This window comes from Streptococcus australis (assembly GCF_019930045.1).
Classification (GTDB): Bacteria; Bacillota; Bacilli; order Lactobacillales; family Streptococcaceae; genus Streptococcus; species Streptococcus australis_D.
The window spans coordinates 1-5,666 of sequence record NZ_JAHZQQ010000076.1 but is presented as its reverse complement, the minus strand read 5'-3'; the positions used below and the strand labels follow the sequence as shown (position 1 = coordinate 5,666).

At 40.5% G+C, this 5,666-nt stretch carries 7 protein-coding genes and 1 tRNA gene; all 8 read right to left on the bottom strand.

Annotation, left to right across the window (positions count from 1 at the left end; translation table 11 throughout):
* Positions 1 to 31: 31 nt before the first annotated feature.
* A complete protein-coding gene (locus tag K1J10_RS09940; RefSeq protein WP_223357189.1) occupies positions 32 to 769 on the bottom strand; it encodes a LiaF transmembrane domain-containing protein in 738 nt (245 codons plus the stop codon).
* A 4-nt stretch (positions 770 to 773) separates the two neighbouring features.
* Entirely contained in the window at positions 774 to 1,220 is a 447-nt protein-coding gene (locus K1J10_RS09935; protein ID WP_048788766.1) for a LytTR family DNA-binding domain-containing protein, read from the bottom strand.
* A gap of 177 nt (positions 1,221 to 1,397) precedes the next feature.
* Positions 1,398 to 1,709, bottom strand: a complete 312-nt coding sequence (locus tag K1J10_RS09930; protein ID WP_223357187.1) for a hypothetical protein — start codon at positions 1,707 to 1,709, stop codon at positions 1,398 to 1,400.
* Between the two features lie 336 nt (positions 1,710 to 2,045).
* Positions 2,046 to 2,118: transfer RNA gene (locus tag K1J10_RS09925), tRNA-Thr, on the bottom strand.
* Between the two features lie 46 nt (positions 2,119 to 2,164).
* Positions 2,165 to 2,626, bottom strand: a complete 462-nt coding sequence (locus K1J10_RS09920; RefSeq protein WP_223357185.1) for a GNAT family N-acetyltransferase — start codon at positions 2,624 to 2,626, stop codon at positions 2,165 to 2,167.
* A gap of 38 nt (positions 2,627 to 2,664) precedes the next feature.
* Entirely contained in the window at positions 2,665 to 3,450 is a 786-nt protein-coding gene (locus K1J10_RS09915; RefSeq protein ID WP_195324749.1) for an ABC transporter permease, read from the bottom strand.
* Position 3,451: 1 nt separating this feature from the next.
* Entirely contained in the window at positions 3,452 to 4,270 is an 819-nt protein-coding gene (locus K1J10_RS09910; protein ID WP_003017344.1) for an ABC transporter permease, read from the bottom strand.
* A gap of 1 nt (position 4,271) precedes the next feature.
* Positions 4,272 to 5,264, bottom strand: coding sequence for an ABC transporter ATP-binding protein (locus K1J10_RS09905; protein WP_223357183.1), 993 nt, complete (start codon positions 5,262 to 5,264; stop codon positions 4,272 to 4,274).
* Positions 5,265 to 5,666: the final 402 nt, after the last annotated feature.

The following is a 5,666-nucleotide window of genomic DNA, read 5'->3' as shown; positions in this document are numbered from 1 at the left end:
AGCTAGCTCAAACAGCTGGAAGAACACTCGCTTAATCAGAGGAATGACTTTGTTGCACTTGACTTGACAATTGGGGTGAAAAGTTATTCTCACCTACATAGATGATTTCTAGATTCCCCAGTGAGACCTCTCCGACGATGTAAAAGTCTTTGCTGGTTAAATTGCTAGGATTTTCCTGGTGTTGGATAGCTGACAGAGAACTTTCTACATTGACATGAACCCGCCAGTCGCTTGGGACATAGAGACTCAAACTTCCAAGGGAGACATCCACCGCAAACTGGGCTGACGGTCCTTCGATCCGGCAATTATCAAAATAGATAGAAGCTTCTCCTAAGCTCACATCCGCACTTCCGCCCGTAAAATTCTGATCATTCAAATACTTGGTCACTGTAGAAAAGGAGACATCGATGTCATTGCCAGCAGTTTGAGAAGATGTTCCTGCTGAGTAGGAGTTCCAAGTCGCTTTTGCTTTTTTGGAAGGCTTAAAGAGAATATTGAGACCGATCACCGCTAAAATAGAAGAAAAGATGACCACCGAATTGGATACTGGAAGAAAATGGTATTGGCCGTTAAGGGAGAAGAGGGCCAAAATCCCATATAGAAAACCCCAACCAAAGTGGCGCTTCAGGAAACTAGAGAGGGAAAGGACTGCGAGCAAGACAACCCAAGCCAGCGTCCAGATACTGATCTCCCATTTTACAAAATAGCCTTGTAAGAGCACTAGGGCTGCTAGGAGGATTAAGAAAATCCCAATTAATTTATTTTTCATTTTGTTACCTCATTTCCTTTAACCGTTCTTTTAAGAGTTGATAATAGTGTCGGGACACGTGTACCTGCTTATGGGTTTGATAAAAGTTTACTGTACTGGTTCCCGAAAAAGATTTTTCAATGGAATAAATCTGCTTGGTATTAACGATGGTCGACTTGGAGATGCGACAGAAAGCAATCGGCAAGATTTCTTCCAACTCGTAGAGTTTTTGACGGACCTCATATGCCTCTTCTCTGGTATGCCCATAGATTTTTTCACCATCTGTTTCAAAGAAGAGAATTTCTGACACATCTACAAAGTATTCGCTTCGATCCTTGTAAAAGGTCAAGGGCGTCATTTTTTGCTCCAAGATCAACTGTTGCAAGCGGGCGACATCCTCCGTCAATCGAGGAGCCCGAATGATCATTTCTGGCTCATCCATCTGCGGATCTAATTCGATGCGAACTTTCATAGGACTCCTTTCTTAACCTTTGTTAGTAACATTATAACAGGTGTTCGAAATCTTACAAGACCTTTTCGGTAAGTGGTTCTTTTCAGCCCCTAAGTGGTTCTTTCAGACAGCTAAAAAGGACTTGATCTGAAGAAATCTCTTCATACCAAGCCCCTAGAGCGAATAAAATTGGAAGCATTATTTTTCTTTTGGTGCGTCTGGAAAGAGAAAGCCAAGACCAAGACAAGCCAAGACACCCGCAGTAATCACGACCCCATTTGAAATTGGAAGAAGATCATAGATGGCATTGGCAATAATGAAGCCAATGACGGCACAAATCAAGCTGGACTTGTAGTCTTTCTTGAGTGCATTTTCAAGCGTAAAGAAAGCAAACAAGACAACTGGAACCAAGGGCCAAAGATTGGCATCTATTTTCGGATAACCAATCATACTAAAAGTGATAACGGCGAGAGCTGCAAGGATAAATCCAAACCCAATTAATTTTTTCATGATACTACCTCTTTATGTAATTTTATCAGAAGACTGGCTTCTTTTGATAAACCTACTATAACAAACAGAAGCAAAGGTGACAAGGAAATTTGGATAAGCGGTCAAATTATCGGACTATCTGGTTACATGAACATCCATGAGCTAGACGGTATAAATGTTTTTTTCTATAGATCCTATACTTCATGAAACCATTCCAGTCCATGACGATTGAGACAATCAAGGGTGAGTTTGAAAACATCCGAAAACTTTTATAATCATTTGATACAAATTTTGGTACAAAAAGTGATTCGACATCAAAAAAGCCCGTCACAAGGGGCTTTGTCTTGTATCATTTGATGCCGAATGCAGGGATCGAACCTGTGACCTACGCGTTACGAGTGCGTTGCTCTACCAACTGAGCTAATTCGGCGATTACCTTCTCAGTATAGCACTCTGATAGCGGATGTCAAGCACTTTTAGTTGATCTTTTTAATCAAAATCTGACAAGGATTTTTAAGATCCCAAAGTTGTGGAAAAATCTCTAGTTTTTTAAAACCAAGACTGCGATAAAAGATATTGGTTCGGTCATAATCCTTGTTAGAACCTTCTGCCACTGTTTTTACCTGTAAATAGTCGACTTTTTTGCAGGCTTCACTTTCCAAAGTAGCAAGCAACTGACTTCCAATCCCCCTGCCTTGATGAGCTTTTTTTACACCGAGACAATCAATCTCTGCACAATCTTCACTAGAATAGGACAAGCTTACAAAGCCAAGCAAATCACCCTCCTGATAGGCGGCCCACACTTGCAAGTCCTTGGCTCCTTCGATGTAGGCTTGCGTGCTTTCTGGTATTCCAAACCATTCTGGCAAATCCTTTAAAACCTCGGCGACAACTGCCATTTTTTGCTCTTCATCCTTAACTTCTTTAATAACAAGCATCATAAGTTCCTTTCTTGATTTTAGTCTTACTTTAGCTCTTACGAACCTGCACTTTCGTATGCATCTAACCCCCTATCCCAGAGTTTCAGAGAGATGCAAAAGAAGATAATAGAAATCAGAAGCAAACCACCAATATTAAAGAGTCCATCCTTGCCCTGCAAGAAATAGCTGGCAGGATAGTAGGCCGTAAAGGCGAAAGGTACAATAAAGCTAATTAACCAACGAAGGAGCGAATTGTAAATGGAAATCGGGTACTTGGCAAAATCATTAAACATATAGAAAATGTAAATCATGGCACCTGACTGCTTGGTCCAAAAAGCGATACTGGCTGTTGCAATTTTCAAGGAAGTATAAATCAAGGTCGCAAAAGGAATACAAACTAGAAAAATCAGGAATTTTGGAAGAGTCCAAGCAATGCTAGTCGCCGTTGTCGCTAGTAAAATTCCACCGACCAAAAGTTCACCCAAGGCATCAATCTGAAAGGTCTCAACAAGTATGTGAAAGAGAGGATTGATAGGACGAGTCAGATACTTGTCAAACTCCCCTTTTCGAACTAGTCGTTGACCTAAAGCCCAGAGATTGTCAAAAAAGAGATGATCTAGTCCCTTTGGAATTAAGGAAAATCCATAGATAAAGGCAATTTCTTGAAAAGTCCAACCTTCTAGGGAGGGAATGTGTTGAAAGAGTACATTAAGAAACAAGAGGTTCAGGCCTTGAGTCAGAAAGACTCCCAACACACCAACCACAAAATCTACCTTGTATTCCATGATTTGCTTGATGTACTGTCTGATAAAAATCAGATGCATGCGTTGATATTTTTTCATACTAACCTCCCTGAATGGTGATAAATGACTGGACTCGTTTCCAAATCAACTGAGACAAGCCCACCATCACTATAAGCCAGAAAAGCTGAAGCAAAAGTGCTTGAAGAATCTGACTAGCATCGTATTTCCCAACAATAATCATGACCGGAGTGTAAATTAAGGATGAGAAAGGTAAGAAGGACAGAATATCTGAAATGACCTTTGGAAAGAAAGCCAAGGGAATCAAACTCCCAGACATAAAGGCCACTATGGAAGTCTTAAGTAGGTTGGAACCCCAAAGATTTTTAAATACAAAGGCTGAAAATCCAAAGCAGATATTAAAGAAAAAGTTAATCAGATAGGCCAGCGTTAAGCTAAAAAGATAAAGGGTAGTTAGTCCCAGCACTTCTACAATCCCTTGCCCAGATAAGATTTTCATCAAAACAATGACACTTAAAAATGGCAGTCCAACAGAGATAAAAATCAACCACTTGGAACCAAGCTCCGTAAAGAGGTAAGAAGCCGCAAAATGCACTGGTCGCAACAAGCGCATGATAATGGAACCATCCTTGACCTCATCACCAATCATAAAGGAAGAATCCGACCTAGTCAGAAGATTAGTCACAAAACTCATGATGATGTAGAGGGTGATATCCGCCATACTGAAGCCCTGAATCAAAGGCTCCTGGGAGGAATCAAAGACAGCCTTCCATAGATAAAAAGCCACAAAAGCCCCCATGACATCGCCAATCCGATAAAGAATAAAGTTGACTCGATAGCTAATCAACTCCTGAATCCCTGCATTGATAAAGGGTTTATAACGTCTCCACAATTTGACCATCTTAGAGCTCCTTTCGATAGAAGCGACGGATAATATCTTCAATATCCGTATCTACCATCTTCAAATCACGGACCTCAAAATCAGATAAGGTTTGCTTGATAATATCGGCCGACTGGTAGCGGGAACTATCGAATTCAATATTGAGAGTATTTCCTTGTCTATCAATGGATATATCAGGTAAGCCTTCATAATGAGAGACGAGATGACTTTGACCTGGCGTCAGGTCAAAGGAGAGAGTCTTCATCTTGCCAAAGGTCTCCTTGAGCTGGCTCACCGTCCCATCAAAAATCTCCTGCCCCTTGTCAATCATAAAAATCCGATCACAGAGTTGCTCAATATCGCTCAAGTCGTGAGTGGTCAAGAGAATAGTTGTCTCTTCCTCCTGATTAATCTGGGTGATAGCCCGGCGAATGTTATCCTTGACCGACACATCCAAACCAATAGTCGGCTCATCTAAAAAGAGAACTTTGGGATTGTGAAGCAAGGAAGCCGCAATATCCGCCCGCATCCGTTGACCCAATGAAAGAGTCCGCACAGGATCCTTGATAAATTCCTTCAAATCCAAAACTTCATTCAAAAAGTCCATACGCTTATGGAAAAGCGAGTCTGGCACATCGTAAATCTCCTTCAAAACCGTGTAGGTCTCTTGCAGTGCCAAATCCCACCATAGCTGGGTACGTTGTCCGAAAACGACTCCAATATCCTTGACATAATCTTGGCGATTATCCTGGGGAATCTTGCCGTTAATCCGACAAAAACCAGATGTCGGTTTCAAAATTCCTGTTAGCATTTTGATGGTTGTCGACTTCCCAGCACCATTAGCTCCGATAAAGCCTAGAATCTGCCCCTTGGGTACTTCAAAAGTTAAATCCTTGACCGCTTCAAAGGTCTGCTTTTCAGGATGAACAAAGGAGCGCAAGGCTCCCTTTAACCCCGGCTCCTTAACTGTCTTCACAAAATTTTTCCGAAGATGTTGCACTTCTATCATTGCCATATCTATCTCCCTATCGTAAGAAGCAACATTGTATTTTTGACTACAAATATTCTAAATCCTTACTTTCTACACTTTCTCAATATTATTACAGAAGGCTTTATACCAACCTATTATAGTCCAATAAAAAATAGAATGCAAGCGTTTGCTTATTGATTATGAAATTAGAGATTTCTCTCTTAAAATGAAACTTTTAATCAAAAATTCTGTTAAATAGTTTCCTTAAGACACCAAAAAACCTGCCCTTAGGGGCAGGCTACGAATTGTAAAAAGGCAAACTATTTTGATCAATATGAATCATAATTTCCTAATATTAACTCAACAATTTAATTAGGTAGTGTACAATAAGTTGTGTAAACACAAAAAGGAATAAATCCTGTATAGTAGAGTTGCAACACATTTACT